Annotated in this window: 16 protein-coding genes; 9 read left to right on the top strand and 7 right to left on the bottom strand. The window is 55.2% G+C overall.

Going from position 1 to position 16,532, the window contains the following annotated elements:
• Window positions 1-2: 2 nt before the first annotated feature.
• On the top strand, window positions 3-494 hold the full coding sequence (locus EUZ85_RS26315) for a DUF2244 domain-containing protein (RefSeq protein WP_127973111.1): 492 nt from the start codon (window positions 3-5) through the stop codon (window positions 492-494).
• A gap of 47 nt (window positions 495-541) precedes the next feature.
• Here EUZ85_RS26315 and EUZ85_RS26310 read toward each other — a convergent pair whose 3' ends face one another.
• From EUZ85_RS26310 to gpmI, 4 genes are all read right to left on the bottom strand, one after another.
• Window positions 542-1,399 (bottom strand): divergent polysaccharide deacetylase family protein, encoded by an 858-nt coding sequence (locus EUZ85_RS26310; RefSeq protein WP_241566870.1) that lies wholly within the window; start codon window positions 1,397-1,399, stop codon window positions 542-544.
• A gap of 59 nt (window positions 1,400-1,458) precedes the next feature.
• Window positions 1,459-2,811, bottom strand: a complete 1,353-nt coding sequence (locus EUZ85_RS26305) for a S41 family peptidase (RefSeq protein WP_127973110.1) — start codon at window positions 2,809-2,811, stop codon at window positions 1,459-1,461.
• Window positions 2,812-2,833: 22 nt separating this feature from the next.
• Window positions 2,834-3,952 (bottom strand): murein hydrolase activator EnvC, encoded by a 1,119-nt coding sequence (locus EUZ85_RS26300; protein ID WP_241566869.1) that lies wholly within the window; start codon window positions 3,950-3,952, stop codon window positions 2,834-2,836.
• Between the two features lie 254 nt (window positions 3,953-4,206).
• Window positions 4,207-5,751, bottom strand: coding sequence for a 2,3-bisphosphoglycerate-independent phosphoglycerate mutase (gene gpmI / locus EUZ85_RS26295; RefSeq protein WP_127973108.1), 1,545 nt, complete (start codon window positions 5,749-5,751; stop codon window positions 4,207-4,209).
• Between the two features lie 443 nt (window positions 5,752-6,194).
• Here gpmI and EUZ85_RS26290 point away from each other — a divergent pair, with 443 nt between their 5' ends.
• The 4 genes from EUZ85_RS26290 (at window position 6,195) to EUZ85_RS26275 (ending at window position 8,222) form a co-directional block, all read left to right on the top strand.
• Complete coding sequence (locus EUZ85_RS26290; protein WP_127973107.1) at window positions 6,195-6,611, top strand: rhodanese-like domain-containing protein; 417 nt, start codon at window positions 6,195-6,197, stop codon at window positions 6,609-6,611.
• 43 nt (window positions 6,612-6,654) lie between these two features.
• Window positions 6,655-6,930, top strand: a complete 276-nt coding sequence (gene grxC, locus EUZ85_RS26285) for a glutaredoxin 3 (RefSeq protein WP_127973106.1) — start codon at window positions 6,655-6,657, stop codon at window positions 6,928-6,930.
• A gap of 148 nt (window positions 6,931-7,078) precedes the next feature.
• Window positions 7,079-7,558, top strand: coding sequence for a protein-export chaperone SecB (secB, locus tag EUZ85_RS26280; RefSeq protein WP_011395294.1), 480 nt, complete (start codon window positions 7,079-7,081; stop codon window positions 7,556-7,558).
• 244 nt (window positions 7,559-7,802) lie between these two features.
• The gene (locus EUZ85_RS26275; protein WP_127973105.1) at window positions 7,803-8,222 is read left to right on the top strand and encodes an organic hydroperoxide resistance protein; all 420 of its coding nucleotides are present in this window, start codon (window positions 7,803-7,805) and stop codon (window positions 8,220-8,222) included.
• A gap of 78 nt (window positions 8,223-8,300) precedes the next feature.
• Here EUZ85_RS26275 and trmL read toward each other — a convergent pair whose 3' ends face one another.
• Window positions 8,301-8,765 carry a tRNA (uridine(34)/cytosine(34)/5-carboxymethylaminomethyluridine(34)-2'-O)-methyltransferase TrmL gene (gene trmL, locus EUZ85_RS26270; protein ID WP_127973104.1) on the bottom strand — a complete coding sequence of 155 codons (465 nt, stop codon included), beginning with the start codon at window positions 8,763-8,765 and terminating at the stop codon, window positions 8,301-8,303.
• Between the two features lie 543 nt (window positions 8,766-9,308).
• Between trmL and proV the strand changes: the two genes are divergently transcribed.
• The 3 genes from proV (at window position 9,309) to proX (ending at window position 12,762) form a co-directional block, all read left to right on the top strand.
• Entirely contained in the window at window positions 9,309-10,520 is a 1,212-nt protein-coding gene (gene proV, locus EUZ85_RS26265; protein ID WP_127973103.1) for a glycine betaine/L-proline ABC transporter ATP-binding protein ProV, read from the top strand.
• 26 nt (window positions 10,521-10,546) lie between these two features.
• Window positions 10,547-11,656 (top strand): glycine betaine/L-proline ABC transporter permease ProW, encoded by a 1,110-nt coding sequence (proW, locus tag EUZ85_RS26260; protein ID WP_127973102.1) that lies wholly within the window; start codon window positions 10,547-10,549, stop codon window positions 11,654-11,656.
• Between the two features lie 101 nt (window positions 11,657-11,757).
• Window positions 11,758-12,762: a glycine betaine/L-proline ABC transporter substrate-binding protein ProX gene (proX, locus tag EUZ85_RS26255; RefSeq protein WP_127973101.1), complete on the top strand. Its 1,005-nt coding sequence runs from the start codon at window positions 11,758-11,760 to the stop codon at window positions 12,760-12,762.
• 289 nt (window positions 12,763-13,051) lie between these two features.
• Here proX and EUZ85_RS26250 read toward each other — a convergent pair whose 3' ends face one another.
• Window positions 13,052-14,230, bottom strand: a complete 1,179-nt coding sequence (locus tag EUZ85_RS26250) for an acetyl-CoA C-acetyltransferase (protein ID WP_127973100.1) — start codon at window positions 14,228-14,230, stop codon at window positions 13,052-13,054.
• A gap of 156 nt (window positions 14,231-14,386) precedes the next feature.
• Window positions 14,387-15,655 carry a multifunctional CCA addition/repair protein gene (locus tag EUZ85_RS26245; protein WP_127973099.1) on the bottom strand — a complete coding sequence of 423 codons (1,269 nt, stop codon included), beginning with the start codon at window positions 15,653-15,655 and terminating at the stop codon, window positions 14,387-14,389.
• A gap of 291 nt (window positions 15,656-15,946) precedes the next feature.
• Between EUZ85_RS26245 and EUZ85_RS26240 the strand changes: the two genes are divergently transcribed.
• Entirely contained in the window at window positions 15,947-16,525 is a 579-nt protein-coding gene (locus EUZ85_RS26240; protein ID WP_127973098.1) for an LPP20 family lipoprotein, read from the top strand.
• Window positions 16,526-16,532 lie beyond the last annotated feature (7 nt).

The following is a 16,532-nucleotide window of genomic DNA, read 5'->3' as shown; positions in this document are numbered from 1 at the left end:
ATATGCTCGACGTCGTCCCCGGAGAAAATGCCGCTTGCGCCCGGCTGATCCTGCAACCCAATAACTCCGCGGGCTGGAAAGGCAATCGCGTCTTTCTCTTTGCTGTAGGCGGCGTCGCCTTAACTATCTCTATCGCTTTTTCTTTCTTTGGCGCGCTCCCTGTGCTGGCGTTCTGCGGTATGGAGCTTGCGCTTCTGGCGGGGATGTTGCGGGCGGTCAGCAAACGCTGCGCCTCGCAGGAAGTGATCCTTATTACCCCTCTGGAAGTCTGCATTGAAAAAGGCATGGCGCAGCCGGAACGCACCTGGACGTTTCCCCGTTGGTACACGCGCATCGTGCTGGTGGAAGGCAACCGCAATGGACATCTCTGTGTGGTGTTCGTCTGTAAAGGAGAGGAAGTGGAAGTGGGCGCCTGGCTGGCGGACGGCGATAGAAAAGCTCTGATCGCCACCTTGCGCTCGCTGGTGGCGCATTATCAGCATCTATATCACTAATCCTGGAAACTCGGCTCTAAGTGGACTCTGGCGACGAATAACCTGGCTTAGTTGACGCTCTTCTTGGGTTCGCTGTCGTGATGACGCTCCGCCAGAATCGTCGGGGGCGTGGTCTGGAACATGTCCTGGGCGTTATTGCGAATCGCCCATAAACCTTTAATGGTGGCGATGGCGACGCCTTGCTCTCCCAGTGAGGGAAGCACTTTTTCCAGATATTCGATAGTTTCCTTGTGAGGATGGCCGATGGCGATGGCCGTGCCTTTTTTGCGGGCGATGTCCAGCAGGCGTTTGAACTGGAAGTCGATAGCTTTGGTGCTGATGACATGGTCCAGGAAAACATCCCGATCCAGAGTGGGGATGGAATGACTGACGGCGACAGAGTGTGCGACGGAAGAGGCCGTGGTGCGACTGTCGACAAAGTACAGAGGATAGCCCTGCAATTCTCCCATCACCAGATTCATGGCGGCGCGGTTCTGCGTCAGGGCGCTGCCCATATGGTTGTTGACGCCGCTCACGTATGGAATCGCCTTGATCGCCTGTCGGAACGTCACCACCATGTCCTGCTTGCTCATGTCGCTGGTCAGTCCGCTGGCTCCGAGAGGAATACGCTTCACGTTCTCCATGGGAATGTGCAGCATGATTTCTTTACCAGCGGCGTAAGCCAGTCTGGCTTGAGAAATGGTATGAGGACGAAAGGGGAGAAATGACAGCGTCAGCGGAGCGGGAATGCGGATGGCGCGCTCCCCCATGTTCTGATAGTTGCCCATATCGTCGATGATGATGGCGATGGTGGGCGGATGATCTTCCAGAGGGGCGGAGTGCATGATTGCAGGAGTCACCGCCGCTTGAGGCGGCGTGGCGTCAGCGGCTTCCTCCGCTTTCGCCGCAGCATGCGTCAAGAGCAAGAGAAGGCCGGCCCTGACGCCGGCGCGGAGTAGGTTGATTAGCGAAGACCTCAAACAGTTCAGCCTTTCGCGGACGCCTTCATAATAGTGAGGCCTTTCAGCAGATTTAGCGCTTCGCGCAACTGGAAGTCCTTGGCGATGATTTCCTGTACGCTGCTATCCCGCTTGGCTGATTTGCCGTCGCCTTCGCCATTCTCGTTGACCAGGTGGCCGGACAGGTCCGCTTCTTTAAAGAAGGGTTGTGATTCCTCTTCAGTGATCTGGGCGCGCTGCACCTGAATGTCAGGCACGATGCCAAGAGCCTGAATCGAGCGGCCGCTGGGCGTGTAATAACGCGCGGTGGTCAACTTGAGGCCATATTCTTCGTCCAGCGGCAATACGGTCTGAACGCTGCCTTTACCAAAACTTTCCGTGCCCAGGATGATGGCGCGATGATGGTCCTGTAAGGCGCCTGCGACAATTTCCGAGGCGGACGCGGAGCCGCCGTTGATCAGTACGACCATCGGAGCGCCGGCGATTTCATCGCCAGGCGTGGCGGTGAAGCGCAGTTTGGAGCTTTTGATGCGGCCATCGGTGTAAACAATCAGGCCTTCATCCAGCAGAGAATCCGCCACATCCACCGCCGCTTGCAGAACGCCTCCGGGGTTGTTGCGCAGATCCAGAATCACGCCTTTCAGACCCTGCGGCGAAGCGTCTTTCAGCTTGTTGATCGCTTTAGTGAAATCAGAGCCGGTTTGCGCCTGGAACTGGGTGATGCGGATGTAGCCGTATCCCTTATCCAGGTTCATGGTTTTCACGCTGGCGACGCGAATGACGTCGCGCAACACTTCAAGCTCAACGGGACTGTTTTCGCCTTTTTTCACCAAGGTCAGTTTGATCGGGGTGCCGGGTTTGCCGCGCATCATATTGACGGCGTCTTCCAGCGTCATGCCTTTAACGGTTTTGTTGTCGAGTTTGATAATCAGGTCGCCGGCGCCAATGCCCGCTTTCTGCGCGGGGGTATCGTCGATAGGGGTGATGACTTTGATGAAGCCATCTTCCAGGCCGACTTCAATGCCGAGGCCGCCGAACTCGCCGGAAGTGGATTCCTGCAGGTCTTCAAAAGCGCTGGGCTCAAGGTAGGCGGAGTGGGGATCAAGTCCGGACAACATGCCGCGAATGGCGTTGTTCAACAGGGTGGTGTCGTCGACGTCTTCCACATAGGCGCGTTTGATGCGGTCAAACACTTCCGCGAATTTGCGCAGATCGTCCAGAGGCAGACTGCCGCGTTCAGCAGTGGCCGCGTCTGTTACGCTGACGTCGTCGATGGGAGTCTCTGGTTCCTGCAGGGGCTCGTCAGCCCAACCATGTGGGACAACGGCGAGAGAGAGAATGATTCCGGATAGCGCATTTCGAGTAAATTTTGACAACATATTAAATTCCCTGCATTCACCTTTATTTCTTGAACCATCGGAGAGGGTCGTCAGGCTTGCCGTTATGCCTTATTTCAAAGTATAGCCCGGTTTCGGACTGGCCTCCGCTGCTGCCGGCGCTGGCGACGGTCTCGCCGCTGCGAACCCAATCGCCGGTATCCTTGAGTAAAGCTTGATTGTAGCCATACAGGCTCATATAGCCATCGCCATGATCAATGATCATCAACAGGCCGAAGCCCCGCAGCCAATCCGCAAACACGACGCGTCCGTGATGCACGGCGGAAACAGGGGTGTTCAGTGGGGTTTGGAAAAATACCCCGGACGGTCTGAAACCACCGCCGGATTGTCCTTGAAGCTGCTGCAATGCGCCCTTCGTAGGTTTGGGTAATTTAGCACGGAGTTTGGAGAAAGGCACAGAGTCTTGGGTTAACTCTAAGTTAGATATGGCCTTTTCCACTTCTTTGACCAGCGTTTCCAGTTGCTTCTGGTTTTTCTGCATGCGGGTCAATTCGTTCTGCTTGTAATTAAGGCTGGAGTTGAGCTTGGCCAGCGTCGTTTCCCGCTCTTTGCGTTTGGACTCAAGCGTTTCTTTGCTGAGTGCCAGCGCATTGCGGGATTCCAACAGCGCTTGGTTGCGCTTGAGAATTTCCGCGCGGGTCTGCTTCAGCTCTTCGATGGTCTGGCGATATTTTTCGATATGCTCGCCGCGGGCCACATTCAGGTAGTCATAGTAGGCCAGCATTCTTTGCAGGGTGGTGGGATCTTCCGCATTGAGCAGTAATTTGACGCCTTGCTCGCGGCCCATGCCATAAGCGGCTTGAATCTGTCTGGCGAGCAGGCCTTTCTGTTGTGAAAGAGAGGCCAGATGCTCTTTCTCCTTGTCCTCCAGCTCATCGACCTGCTTTTCAGTGTCATTGATAGAGGTTTGGAGTTTGTTGATTTCCCGGACTTTATCCTGGATTTTTTCCTCGGTGGCGCGCAGCTCTTTTTCAAGATCGCTTTGCTCACCCTGGGCGTCATGAATCCAGTCTTTTAATTTGCTGATATCGCGCTTGAGTTCCTTCAGCTTCTTTTCATGGTCGCCCTGGTCCTGCCAGCCGCTGTCAGCCCTGACATTCTCGGCGGCCGCGGGCGCAAGCATCAGAACTGCGATAACGTAGAGGACGATACGGCTAAGCTGCATGCGATCGGTATGAAAATTCTTTTATTAATAATTATGTACGCCTCTGTAAGGGGAGGCTCCGGGATTTGGCCCCGGCAAGTATAGAGGAGTTTCGGTCTGCGGCGCAAAACCCGGTGGTCAGGTAAGGGAAGTTAGAGGGTTAAAGAAAGAGGGCTATAAGAAAGAGGGGGAGAATAGATCCACTATTCTCCCCCTCTGGATTATTTCGACAATCAGTTCGGAACGATCAAGGATTCCCCTGTCATTTCCTGCGGCTTTTCCAGCTGCATCAGATCCAGCAGGGAGGGCGCAATGTCGCACAGTCTGCCGTCTTTTTTCAGGGTAATGTCTTTTGGTCCGATGTAGATCAACGGCACTGGGCCAGTGGTGTGCTGTGTATGCGGCTGGCCGTTTTCGTCCACCATTTGCTCCGCGTTGCCGTGGTCGGCGGTAATCAGGCATTGGCCGCCAACTTCATCCAGGGCTTCGGCGATGCGCTTCAGACACTGGTCGATACATTCCGCCGCTTTCATCGCTGCGTCGTAGACGCCGGAATGGCCAACCATATCGCCGTTAGCGTAGTTGCAAACGATCAAATCGAATTTGCCTGACTTAATCGCTTCCACCAGTTTGTCGGTAACTTCCGGCGCGCTCATTTCCGGTTTCAGGTCGTAAGTCGCTACGTCGGGAGATGGCACCAGAATACGCTCTTCACCTTCGAACATGGCTTCTTTGCCGCCACTGAAGAAGAAAGTGACGTGGGCGTATTTTTCCGTTTCCGCAATGCGCAATTGAGTTTTATGCAGGTTAGCCATGTACTCGCCGATGCTGTTGGTCAGCTCCGTGGCGGGGTAGGCGCAAGCAGTGTTAATAGTGGCGGCGTATTCGGTCAGCATGACAAAGTCCGCCAGCTTGGGCAGCTTGCTGCGTGCAAAGCCATCGAAATCCTGCTCGACAAAGCAGCGGGTCAGCTCGCGGGCGCGGTCGGCGCGGAAGTTCATGAAGATGACGGCGTCGCCATCATTGATAACCGCGTCGTTATCAGCGCTTCCTTTTATAAGGGTGGCTTTCACGAATTCGTCGTCTTCGCCCCGCTCGTAGGCGGCGGTCAGCGCCTGCACTGCGCTTTCTGCGTGATAAGGCGCTTCGCCCAGGGTCAGCAGGTCGTAAGCGGCCTGCACGCGATCCCAGCGGTTGTCGCGGTCCATGGCGTAGTAGCGTCCGATGATGGAAGCAACCCGGCCGCAACCCAGTTCTTTCAGCAGTTTATCGGTGCGCTCCAGTGAGGGCTGTGCGCTACGGGGCGGCGTATCGCGGCCGTCCAGAAACGCGTGCACATAGACTTTGTCAGCGCCGCGCTCTTTGGCGACTTTGCAGGCCGCTAAAATGTGATCTTCATGGCTATGCACGCCACCGGGAGAAAGCAGGCCAAGCAAGTGGACTGCTTTACCGTTGCTGACCGCTTTGTCGATAGCGGAGCTGATGACGGGGTTCTGCGCGAATACGCCATCTTCGATGTCTTTGGTGATGCGGGTGAAATTCTGATAAACAATACGGCCGGCGCCCAGGTTCATGTGGCCGACTTCAGAGTTGCCCATCTGGCCGTCGGGAAGACCCACCGCCATGCCGGAAGTGTGTATCAGGACATGTGGGTTTTGGCTGGATATCTGGTCCCAGAACGGGGTGTTGGCGTTGGCGATAGCGTTTGAATCTTTGCCTTCGCGATATCCCCAACCGTCTAAAACGAGTAAAGCTGTAGGTTTGCGTTTTGCAGTCATTTTCTGTCCGCCATTAGTAATTTTACGAGTATTCTACTTGTAATTAGCGCCCATGTCTTGAAAGCCGTCAATCGGAGAAACGGCTAAATCAGTTGTCCGCCCAGACGGCGTCTGGCTTCAGCTCGGGCGCGGGGTTGGGATTTTCGTTAGGCTCAGCATACTGTGTTTTGTATAGATAGTTTAAATTTAAAACTGCTTTGCAGTTGATAGTTATTGTTTATTCGTGAGTTGTCGTTGGGAATCGGCGACACGGCCGGGGCTTTGTCTTCTGAAACCTATGGCGGCTGTGTATAATGCCCGGGCTTTTCAGGCGGAGACAGGCGCCGATTGCGAACAGATTTTAAGTCACCGACATCGCCGGGGTGCGGTGTGGGGGCTGTGACATCGAAGCGGAGCAGGGCGGCGACGCTTCCCCAGAAGATTATTAAAGAAAAGGCGGAGTTATGGAGAAGTATCTTTTATTTGCTCTCGATCACTGGATTTTAAGCTCATTATTCGTCGGTCTGGCCGTCGCACTGCTTCTTACTGAGCGTTTGCGCGGCGGTAAATCACTGTCTCCGCAGCAAGTGGTCAGGCTGATGAATAATGATGAAGCCGTCATTATTGATGTGCGTGAGAAGAAGGATCTGGCGGAAGGTGTGATCAAAGGCTCCATTCATATGCCCGTCACCAGCTTGAAAGAGCGCGCCGGCGAACTGAAAAAGCACGAAGGCAAGACTATCGTCATCGCCGACAAGATGGGGCAGCATTCCGGTATGGCGGTCAGAGCGTTGGCGGCGGCTGGCGTTAAAGGCGTTCAGCGCCTGTCAGGCGGGATTGTCGAATGGCGTAATGCAAATTTGCCATTGTCAAAAAAATAAAAGCCCATATGTAATAGAAGTGACGTTTTAAGCGGTATTCTTTATGGCTCAGTTCAAGCCCGTGACCATTTACACCACGGAGTTCTGCCCGTATTGTATCCGGGCTAAGCGTCTCCTGGAGGCCAAAGGGGCGTCTTTCGAAGAAATTAAAGTTGATTTCAATGCCGCCCTGAGGCAGGAAATGATGCAGAAAAGCGGACGCCGCACGGTGCCGCAGATTTGGATCGGTGAGGAACATGTGGGGGGCTGCGACGAACTCTACGGTCTGGAGCGCGCCGGCATGCTGGATGCGCTGCTGCAATCGGGAGCGTCGGACTAATCAGTCTCCCCTTCCTGAATAATTGAAAAATAACGACAAGTGTCGGCTTCATGGCTATTGCGTTTGCGGACGCACGCCGACGCGAGTTAACCAAGGGGGGTTCGCTGCTGCGAGCCGCAAACCAATATAAAGAGATCAAGGTAGAGTCATGTCTGAGAATGCAGAAGCTCCCAAGCAGCCAGTATTCGCGCTGCAACGTATTTATCTGAAAGACCTTTCTTTCGAGTCGCCAAATTCACCGGCTGTTTTCCAGTCTGAGTGGAAGCCCCAGGTCAATATGGACCTGAACACCGAGAACAAAAAAGTCAGCGACAACCAGTGGGAAGTCGTTTTGACCCTGACCATCACCGCCAAACTGGCTGATAAGACTGCATTCGTTATCGAAGTACAGCAAGCCGGCGTATTCATGATCGACGGTTTGAGCCCGCAGCAACTGGCGCAAACTCTGGGCGCTTTCTGCCCGAACATCCTGTTCCCGTACGCTCGCGAAACCATCGACATGTTGGCGGTTAAAGGCAGCTTCCCTGCATTGATGCTGCAACCAGTCAACTTCGACGCTATCTATGCGGAAGCCGTGAAGCGTCAACAGGCGCAGCAGGCTGCTCCTGCGGAAGAAGCCAAGCACTAAGCTGAGCGTTTCCTTATTTAAGAAGCCGGTTATCCGGCTTTTTTTTCGTCTTTTATTTGGGGTATCTAGTCCTGAAATAGGCGCCAACTCTATTCAGGGCGGGGTAGTGTTTCAGGGATAGCGAATGGCTATGGTTCTGATAGGAAATTAAACTTATCGCGATAACTATTGTTGCGATAATATTCCTTTGTTCCCGGATGGTCCAGTTGACCAAAAATATCAGAGCACGAAAAAGGAAACCCCAATGAACGTACTATATAAAGCAGCAGTTACTTCCACTGGCGGCCGTGATGGTCATGCGAAATCTTCCGACGGCGTACTGGATGTGCGATTGACGACGCCTAAAGAGCTGGGCGGCGCTGGTGGGGAAGCCACCAACCCTGAGCAACTGTTCGCAGCGGGCTATTCCGCATGTTTTATCGGCGCGTTGAAGTTTGTAGCGAGTCAGCAAAAAGCCGCGCTTCCGGCTGACGTGAATGTCCGCGCTGAGGTGGGAATAGGGCAGATTCCTGGTGGTTTTGGTCTGGATATCGACCTGTTTATTGAACTGCCCGGTTTAGAGCTGGAAGCGGCGCAAGCGCTGGTCGATAAGGCTCACCAAGTGTGCCCATACTCCAATGCGACAAGAGGCAATGTGGACGTGCGTCTGCATGTCGCGAACTGAATCAGATTGGGCGCCGCTACGCTCTATGCTTCGACGCGGCGCCCAGGATAAAGCCTCCTTCGGGAGGCTTTGCCGCGTTTAAAGCCCGCCTTCGAATCCCAACTGGCGCCAGGCTTCATAGGATACCAGCGCGACGGTGTTGGACAGGTTGAGGCTGCGGCTGCCTTGTCGCATGGGAACACGCAAGCAGGACTCGGGACCCAGGTCGTCCAGCATCTGCTGGGGCAGGCCGCGAGTCTCAGGCCCGAATACCAAGGCGTCTCCCGCCGCGAAGGACACTTCGTGGTAGTAGGATTTGCCGCGAGTGGATAATGCGTAAACCTTGTTGGGGCGCGCATCGTCCAAAAACTGTTGAAAATCCCCATGTCGTTTTACTGGCGCGTACTCGTGGTAGTCCAGGCCCGCGCGTTGCAATCTCTTGTCGTCCCAGGTGAATCCAAGGGGCTCGATAAGATGCAGGGCGAATCCGCAATTTGCGCAGAGTCTTATGATATTGCCGGTGTTAGGCGGGATTTCCGGTTGGAATAAAACAATATTCAGCACGTTCTGGCTCTTTTTGATTGGGCGCTCCGGTGGCTCCGGGGCGTTTGAGTAAAGCGTTTATCTCATCATGGCGGGCTGGGCGCGCCGAAAGGCGTCTATTTTTTCTCTTACTGGGTCTTTCTGCAATCATTTGAGGATCGAACCTGCGTATTCTTCTGCTAATGCCTCTCGTCTTGCTTTAAGTAGTTTGTATTAATAATTTTAGTTGTATAACTACTTTTTCTGAGTTCTGTAATGTTTCTTTGTCTGGTAGACGTATTTCTGAGCAATCCTATCGCAAAAACTACTTAAATTTATCTGGCAATCGTCTGTATTTTATGCGGTTTGTAGGGTTTTTGTTTCTGCCGGCCAAACGTGGCTAATTGGTGCGGATTGGTTAAATGCTTAAATATTAGTTAGAATTGAAAGCTGTTTTTTAATTGAGTCTAACAATAATGCGTAGCCGCACCCCTATTGGAGGCGTTTCTGACAATGCCGCCGAGCCCTTGCCGCAGAAGGCGTCCGGGATGGCGCGGCGGCATAGACAAGCAACAGAAGCCACTGATGAAAAATAAGTTAGTTGTTAAGAATTTGTACAAGATATTTGGCGCTGAACCGGACGCTGCGCTGAAACTCCTTAACCAGGGCGTGGATAAGTCGGAGATATTTTCCCGAACCGGGCAGACGGTAGGCGTCTGCAACGCCAACTTCGAAGTCAGGGAAGGCGAGATATTTGTTGTGATGGGGTTGTCCGGCTCCGGTAAATCAACGTTGGTGCGTTTGCTTAATCGATTGATTGAGCCATCTTCCGGCAATATTCTGGTGGACGATGAAGACATTATCGCCATGAATGACGAAGCGCTTCTCAATGTCCGCCGCACCAAAATGAGCATGGTGTTTCAATCCTTCGCGCTCATGCCTCACCTCAATGTCCTGCAAAACACCGCTTTTGGCCTTGAGCTATCCAGCGTCCCCTTGGCCGAACGCGAATCCAGGGCCATGGAAGCGCTGGAAAAAGTCGGTTTGAGCGCTTACGCCAACAGTTACCCGGATGAGTTGTCCGGAGGCATGCAGCAACGGGTCGGCTTGGCCCGCGCGCTCGCCAATGATCCCCATATCCTGCTGATGGATGAGGCATTTTCCGCGCTGGACCCGCTGATTCGTACGGAAATGCAGGACCAGTTGCTGCAACTGCAGGAAAATGACAAACGCACCATCATATTCATCTCTCACGACCTCGATGAAGCCATGCGTATTGGCGACCGCATCGCCATTATGGAGGGCGGCCGGGTGGTGCAAGTGGGCACGCCGGAGGAAATCCTCAACAATCCGGCGGATGACTATGTGAAATCCTTCTTCCGCGGCGTAGATGTCACCTCCGTATTGAGCGCTGGCGATATCGCCCGTAAAACTCAGGTTACTCTAATCGAAAGAGAAGGGATGGGAGTTCGCTCTGCATTGCAGCGTTTGAAAGAACATGACCGGGATTTTGGTTATGTAGTCGGTCCGGATAGGAAGTTTCATGGCGTTGTGTCGGTGGATTCACTGCGCGCCAGCAGTCAGGCGGAGGCGCAGAAAATCACCAGCGCCTACTTGTCTGAAGTGGAGCCGGTGACGTCGAACGTCTCATTGGGCGATTTGATTGGCGCGGTTGCGCAGGCGCCCTGCGCCCTCCCTGTGGTGGACACCGACGGCCGCTACGCCGGCGTTATTAATAAAGCCACGCTGCTTGAAGCGTTGGATCGCAGCAATGCAAACGGTCATAGCCGGGCGTAAGCCGGAAATAGTTATTAGAGGTATTCATGGCTGACGATAAACAAGCTTCCAATCCCTGGTCCACTCCGACGGAAGATACGCCGGAACCATCCGCCAATCCATGGGGCGCTTCGGCGGGTGATGGCGCAACGGCGAACGAGCCAGCCGCAGATACGGCGGCGGGATGGCTGGACGCGCCGGCGGATGCGCCGCTACAAGATACTCCTTTCGATATTCTCGATCCCTTTCAGGATGCGGTGATTCCCCTCGACAGTTGGGTTGAGCAAGGGCTCGACTGGGTGGTGAATCATTTTCGTCCCGTATTTCAGGCCGTTCGCTGGCCAATCGACATCACGCTCAGTTCCATTGAAGCGGGACTGCAAGCTATTCCTGCAACATTTGTGATTCTGTTTTTCGCACTGTTGGCGTGGCAGTTATCCGGTCGTAAATTGGCGGTCGGGTCGCTTATCAGCCTCACTCTGGTAGGGTTGATCGGCGCCTGGAATGAGGCGATGGTGACCTTGGCGTTAGTACTCACTTCCGTTCTTTTCTGTCTGCTTATAGGCTTGCCCACTGGCATCTGGCTGGCGCGCAGCGAACGCGCCGCCTCTGCAGTGAGGCCATTGCTCGACGCCATGCAGACCACTCCTGCGTTTGTCTATCTGGTGCCCATCGTCATGTTGTTTGGCATCGGCAATGTGCCGGGCGTGGCGGTGACGATTATTTTCGCCTTGCCCCCGCTGATTCGATTGACCAGTCTTGGCATTCGACAAGTGCCGGAGGATCTGGTGGAAGCGGCGCGTTCTTTTGGCGCCAGCCCACGTCAGCTTCTGTTCAAGGTGCAGTTGCCATTGGCCACCCCGACCATCATGGCGGGCGTCAATCAGACACTGATGCTGGCGCTGTCCATGGTGGTTATTGCGTCCATGATCGCGGTGGGCGGTCTGGGACAAATGGTGTTACGCGGAATTGGCCGTCTCGATATGGGATTGGCGACAGTCGGTGGCGTTGGCATTGTTCTGCTCGCCATTATGCTGGACCGAATGACTCAGGCATTGGGTCGCGACGCCCGCAGTCGTCCGACCCGTCACTGGTATGACGCCGGCCCGGTTGGGCTGGTGCGTCGCTGGATGGGGAAAACCGTAGAGGCCTCCTGACGACGCAACTTATATCGGGCGGCGCGTATAAAGCGCGTCGCTTTGATTCATCCCTCGATAAATAAGTCATCGAAATTACTGATAACAAACAGGAGAAATTGATGAGCTTGAAAAGTATAAAGAGCTGTTTCGCTGCGCTGGTTATGGGCGCGCTGTCTTTCACGGCGTATGCCGAGAGCATGCCGGGCAAGGGCGTGGAGGTGCAGCCTCTGAAAAGCTCCATAGCGGAAGAGACGTTCCAGACCTTACTCGTCATGAAAGCCCTGGAAAAACTGGGTTATGACGTCAAACCTATTAAAGAAGTCGAATACGCGACCGGCCATGTTGCACTGGCCAACGGCGACGGTACATTCATGGCGGATCACTGGGACCCGCTGCACGTGGACTTCTTCACCAAAGCCGGCGGTGACGAGAAACTGTACCGTGAAGGCGTCTATTCCTCTGGCGCGCTGCAGGGCTACCTGATCGACAAGGCCACGGCGGACAAGCACGGCATCAAGAACATCAAGCAGCTGCAAGATCCAAAGCTCGCCAAGTTGTTTGACGCAGATGGCGACGGCAAAGCGGATCTGGCTGGCTGTAACCCCGGATGGGGCTGCGAAAAAGTCATCGAGCATCACTTGGACGCATACGGTTTACGTAAGACCGTGGCTCATAACCAGGGCAGCTATTCCGCCATCATCGCGGACACCATCGCCCGCTACAAGCAGGGGCAGCCGGTGTTGTACTACACTTGGACGCCTTACTGGGTCAGCGGCGTGATGGTTCCCGGCAAAGACGTAGTCTGGTTGCAAGTGCCGTTTTCTTCTTTGCCGGGTGAACGCAAAGACATCGACACCAGCTTGCCAGACGGCAGCAACTACGGCTTCCAGGCGAACAATCAGCGCATCGTCGCCAACCTTGAGTTCGCTAAGAGCAATCCTGCGGCGGCCAAGCTGTTTTCCATTATGAAAATCAGCGCTAACGATATCAGCGCGCAAAACCTGCGTATGCGTGATGGCGAAGACAGCGCTGCGGAAATCGAGCGCCATGCGGACGGTTGGATCAAAGCCAATCAGAAGAAATTTGACGGCTGGTTGGAGCAGGCTCGTGCTGCGGCCAAGTAAGTTCTGAACCGGCGTCTGTGGTCGGACGGAGAAGCTGCGCAGCCATGCGGGCTTCTCGACCACAGACTTTATTTTCCTCTCATCTCATTTCCTCTCCTCTCCTCTACTCACATTTCCTTTCTCGTCCTTATATCCTGCACTTATTCCGCATTTAAGCTGGCGAGCACGCCTGCCGTTTGTCCCTGTTAAGCGGTGTCTCTATCGGATGTCTTTGTCGTAGAGCGTAAAGGCTGAGATGAAAACCTCCCCTATGAAAGAGGAGGCCTATAGTGAGTGCGAGATGAGGTGATTATCTCTCTACCGCCAGCGCTACGCCCATGCCGCCGCCGATACACAGTGTGGCCAGACCTTTCTTGGCGTCGCGCTTGATCATTTCGTGCAGCAGGGTGACCAGGATGCGACAGCCGGACGCGCCGATGGGGTGACCCAGGGCGATGGCGCCGCCGTTAACGTTCACTCTGGCGGTGTCCCATTCCATATCGCGATTCACCGCAATGGCCTGGGCGGCGAAGGCTTCGTTGGCTTCGACCAGGTCCAGTTCGTCCACGCTCCAGCCGGCTTTGTTCAGGCAGCGGCGGGTGGCGGTGACCGGACCGACGCCCATGATGCTGGGATCAACCCCCGCGTTAGCGTAAGCGGCGATGGTGGCGATGGACGTCAAGCCAAGCTCTTTGGCTTTTTCTTCGCTGCACAGCATGACCGCTGCGGCGCCGTCGTTCAGGGAAGAGGCGTTGCCTGCGGTGACGGTTCCATCTTTTTTGAAGGCGGCTCTCAATTTGCCCAGCGATTCCGCTGTGATTCCTGGTCTTGGATTTTCATCCTTGTCGACGATGATTGGATCGCCTTTGCGTTGCGGTACGCTAATGGCGCAGATTTCGTCTTTGAATCGGTCTGTTTTCTGCGCGGCTTCCGCTTTTTGTTGGGATTGAGCGGCGAAGGCGTCTTGCTCTTCGCGGCTGATGCCGTACTTCTCGACGATATTCTCCGCCGTGACGCCCATGTGGTAATCGTTAAACGCATCCCAGAGGCCGTCTTTTATCATGGAGTCTTCCAGCGTCCAATTGCCCATACGCTGGCCATCGCGGGACTTTGGCAGCACATGGGGCGCCTGGCTCATATTTTCCTGGCCGCCGGCGATCACGATGTCGGCGTCGCCGAGCATGATGGATTGGGCCGCCAAATGTATGGCTTTCAAACCAGAACCGCAGACTTTATTAATCGTCATGGCGGGGGTGGAGTTGGGCAGGCCGGCATTGATGGAGGCCTGACGCGCGGGGTTTTGGCCGCAGCCTGCGGTAAGCACCTGACCGAGCAGCACTTCATCGACTTTGGCGGGATCGACGCCGGTTTGCTCCAGTAACTTTTTAATCACCGCCGATCCCAGTTGGTCGGCGCTGAGCGTGGCGAGGGAACCGCCGAATGCGCCCACGGGGGTGCGGGTGGCGGCGACAATGACGACCTTCTTCATATGAAATCTCCTTTCAATCCGTCAGTGTGTGAACTGATGCTTTGTCATCCTCAAGGCGTTGACGTTTCCGGGCCTGGAGGATGAGCATACTTATTGATGTTGTTTTTTATAATAACGCTTTGGTCGAAGATGCAGGCAATCGTCCGCCGGCTTGAGTCAGGTCAAGCTGTCGTCTGCGTCGTCATCCTCGTATGTCTCTGGCGCATAGTCGCGCTTGAAGCGTTTAACCGCGCTGATGCGGCGGCGCTGAATTTCCTCTCCCAGCCTGGCGCCGGTATAACCCTGGGCCACCAGTTCCTGCGGCTGGATCTGCTGACACGCCTCCAGGACGCCGCGTAGATAGTCCGCCTGAGGATAAGGCTTTTGCTCCCATCCAGTACGGCCACGGGCGTCCGCCTCGCAGGCGAGCAAGAACAGTTCGAAACGATCCGGCCGGCGCCAGGCGTCGCAGGACTGCAGCAGCTTCACCAGGGTGTTGGCGCGCAACTCCAGAGCGCGATGGCAATGGGTATGATACTGGCAGGCCATCAGAGCCAGTTCTTTAAACAGCTTCGGCGCTTTGACCCGCTCCGTCAGCGCTTTCACGAGGTCGACCCCGGCCGCTTCATGGTTATGATGCTTGGGCCATTCCTCCTGTGGCGTGACGCCTTTGCCCAGATCATGTATCAGGGCGGCGAAGCGCACTTCTTCACGCTCGCTCAACAGGCAGGCTTGCTCCAACGCCATCAGGCTATGCAGGCCGGTGTCCACTTCCGGGTGGTATTGCGGCGTTTGCGGCACGCCGAACAAGGCGTTTAATTCGGGGAAAATATCCTGCAATGCGTGGGCGTCTTTCAGCACTTGAAAGTAAACGCGAGGCTGTTTTTGTCCCAGGGCGCGCACGGTTTCCTGCCATACGCGCTCCGCAGTCAGTGCTTTCAGTTCTCCCGAAGCCTGAATGTCCTGCATGAGTTGTAAAGTTTCCGGGGCGACAGTGAAGCCAAGATCGGCGTAACGGGAGGCGAAACGGGCGACCCGCAGCACACGCAGGGGATCTTCGGTAAAGGCGGGGGAAACGTGGCGCAGAATGCGCGCTTCCAGGTCCTGGCGTCCGTTGAAGGGGTCCACCAGAGCGCCGTCGTCGTCCATGGCCATGGCGTTGATCGTCAGATCGCGCCGCAGCAAATCGTCTTCCAGAGAAATATCCGGAGAAAAGTCGCAGATAAAGCCCGTATAGCCCTTGCCGTTTTTACGCTCCGTGCGGGCGAGGGCGTGTTCCTCTTTGCTGTCGGGGTGTAGAAACACAGGAAAGTCCGCGCCGACCTGCTGATATCCTTGTTCCAGCATCTGCTCAGGGGTAGAGCCAACCACGACCCAGTCGCGGTCTTTGACAGGCAGGCCAAGTAAGGCGTCACGTACAGCTCCGCCCACTAAATATCGTTGCATAGGGTCTCGAATAGGTAATGGTTGAAAGGGTAGGTTACTTGGAATGACCAGGGGTCACAAGGTCGCCTGACGGGTGAGGCAAGATCGTTCCGCTATATGGGCGCATGAGTTTGCCCAGCGCCGCATAAGAGATCATCAAGAACTCGCCTAATAGTCTGATTGTTAATGTAATTTTATTTATTGCTCCGCTCTTTTGGTCGTCTTGGCACGAACTTTTCTATAAGACTCTATACAACGCGTGCGTCTTCGGACGTCGCCGCAGGAATTGTATTGGTACTGAGGGCTTCCAGCGTGAGTAAGCAGATTCAAGCAGTTGTATTGGCGGCGCTCGCCAGCCTGTTGTCGGCCTGTGGCCTGTATGGTCAGAAGCAAGAGCCCATCGACGACAATATCGGCAAAGATCCCATCGTGGTGAGGGTGTCAGGGTACGCCACCTATGAGGACCCCCGCCACGCTACCTCCCAGCGTCACCGCCTGCTGGCGATGCGCGCGTCGAAGCTGGACGCCTATCGCGCTCTGGCGGAGCGTATCTACGGGACGGTCATCTACGGTTCTTCCACAGTGGAAGCGCTGGTGATGCAGAATGACGGCTTCAAAACCATGGTGGACAGCGTGATTCGCGGCGCCAGGGTGATGAGCGTGTCCGAGTTGCAGGGCGGCGGATTTGAGACCGTACTGGAGGTCGTGCTGGAGGCAAGATTTCGCCGCTGCCTGACCAACGTCAACTACTTCCGCTACACCGAAGAGTGCCGTATGCCGTTGCCCCATAGCGACCCGGACTTGCGCGCAAGCATGGACTCTCCGGCGGGCGCGGCGGGAAGCAGCACAGGAACGGGGCTGTACTTTCTGGATGGCGATGTGAAGAAGTGAAACGCGG

The sequence above is a fragment of the Hahella sp. KA22 genome, from assembly GCF_004135205.1.
Taxonomy (GTDB): domain Bacteria; phylum Pseudomonadota; class Gammaproteobacteria; order Pseudomonadales; family Oleiphilaceae; genus Hahella.
This window is presented reverse-complemented; position numbering and strand designations above follow the sequence as displayed.